2 protein-coding genes and 1 tRNA gene are annotated in these 2162 nt (G+C 30.5%); all 3 read left to right on the top strand.

What is annotated here, in order from left to right:
* Window positions 1-1143 (top strand): folylpolyglutamate synthase/dihydrofolate synthase family protein (locus AADI82_RS14995; protein WP_341217216.1); only part of this gene is annotated, 1143 nt, incomplete at its 5' end.
* Between the two features lie 51 nt (window positions 1144-1194).
* Window positions 1195-1938, top strand: a complete 744-nt coding sequence (locus tag AADI82_RS14990; RefSeq protein ID WP_341217215.1) for a DUF6263 family protein — start codon at window positions 1195-1197, stop codon at window positions 1936-1938.
* 107 nt (window positions 1939-2045) lie between these two features.
* A tRNA-Val gene (locus AADI82_RS14985) sits at window positions 2046-2120 on the top strand.
* Window positions 2121-2162 lie beyond the last annotated feature (42 nt).

Raw genomic sequence — 2162 nt, 5'->3', positions numbered from 1 at the left:
AAAAAAGATTTAACTAATACTTTAAAATTAGCAGACCACTTAAATAATCCACACAAAAATTTTAAATCTATTCATGTAGCTGGTACTAATGGTAAAGGCTCAACAAGCCATATGGTAGCATCGGTTTTACAAGAATCTGGTTATAAAGTAGGGTTGTATACATCACCTCATTTAAAAGATTTTAGAGAACGTATCAAAATCAATGGAAAAGAAGTTAGCAAACAGTATGTAATAGGTTTTATTAAACGTAATAAACCTTTTTTTGAAGCAAACCAATTATCTTTTTTTGAAATGACCGTTGGAATGGCTTTTGATTATTTTTCAAAAGAAAAAGTAGATATAGCCGTTGTTGAGGTTGGTTTAGGCGGACGATTAGATTCTACTAACATCATTACCCCAGAGGTTTCTGTGATTACTAATATAGGTTTAGACCATACGCAGTTTTTAGGAAATACACTCGAAGCTATTGCTTTTGAAAAAGGAGGAATTATAAAACCAAATGTTCCTGTAGTGGTTGGTGAAACTCAAAAAGAAACGCAATCAGTTTTTAAAGATTTAGCAAAAAAGAATAAATCAAATATCGTTTTTGCAGATAAAGAAATTACCGAAGTTTATAAATCGGATTTATTAGGAAGCTATCAGTCAAAAAATATTAAAACAGTCATTCAAGCGGTTAAGGAACTTCAAAAAAAAGGATACAAAATTTCAGAACAAAATATAAAACAAGGTTTAGTACAGGTTATTAAAAATACTGGTTTATTAGGGCGTTGGCAAGTTTTAAACGAAAAACCTAAAGTAATTTGCGATACAGGGCATAATAGAGAAGGCTTGCAATATGTGATGCATCAGCTTTTAGAAGAAAAATTTGATGCACTTCATGTTGTTTTTGGAGTTGTAAATGATAAAGACATAAATACTATTGTAGATTTACTACCAAAAAGAGCTACCTATTATTTTTGTAAACCAGATATTCCCAGAGGAATGGATGCCAATAAACTTAAAGAAACTTTAAACAAATACAATTTAATAGGAGAAGCTTATAATTCTGTGAATAAAGCGTATAAAACAGCTTTAAAAAGCGCAAACCTAAACGATTTTATATTTGTTGGTGGAAGCACTTTTGTAGTCGCAGAAATAATTTAATATAATTCCATTTTAACATATTATATTTGAAATCATAAAATTTAAAACACAATGAAGAACTTTTTTACACTTTTATTACTAGTTACAACAACATTATCATTCGCACAAGAATCAACATTTTTAAGACTTAACTATAATAAAGGAGATAAGTATTTAATGCAGATGGATATGAAACAAAACATGGGTGAAGGTACCATGATTATGGATATGGTTATTAAAATGCCTATAGAAGTAATTGATGTTAGTGATGATGGAGTCTATAATTCAGAAATGAGCTTTAAGAGCATTAAAATGGATATGGAGCAGTCTGGTATGAAAATAAATTACGATTCTAACCTTAAAGAAGAAGATTTAGATGAAACAGCGAAAATGATGAGTACACAAATGAAACCAATGCTAGAAACAGTTTTGTCAACTAAAACAAATGTTTATGGCGAGGTTTTAGAAATGAAGATGTTGAAAGGTTCAGGAAACGTAGATCAATTTACTAGTCAAACGGAAAGTGTAGTTTATCCAAAAGAAGCGGTAAATGTTGGTTATTCTTGGATAGCAGAAAAAGACAGTAATGGGATGAAAATTAAAAGCACTTATACTGTGAAATCTATTGATGATAAAGAAGTGGTAGTAGATGTTAAGGGCGATATTTCTGGTTCATCTACAGGAAGCTTAACAGGTGTTATGAATATTGATAAAGTTACAGGAGTACCCATAATATCTAATATTAATATGGATTTTGAAATTATGGGGCAAAAGGTTGTTACTGAAATTGTTATGGAAATGAAAAAAGTTGAGTAACAACGCTTCAAATAAAGACTTAGCTTTAGAGTGAAAATTTATTTATTTTTTATCAAAAAAGTTTTTGCAATATTAAAAACTAGGTTATATTTGCAGTCCAATTTAGAGGGCGCGTAGCTCAGTTGGTTCAGAGCACTTGGTTTACACCCAAGGGGTCAGGGGTTCGAATCCCTTCGCGCCCACAAAAAAATCCTAAAGCATTTGCTTTAGGATTTTTTATTTTA

The organism is uncultured Wocania sp., from assembly GCF_964021735.1.
Classification (GTDB): Bacteria; Bacteroidota; Bacteroidia; order Flavobacteriales; family Flavobacteriaceae; genus Wocania_A.
This window is presented reverse-complemented; position numbering and strand designations above follow the sequence as displayed.

Bases quoted from the DNA above. Each gene is read 5' to 3' on its own strand.
- AADI82_RS14990 (WP_341217215.1), top strand. From the start codon at position 1,195: ATGAAGAACTTTTTTACACTTTTATTACTAGTTACAACAACATTATCA.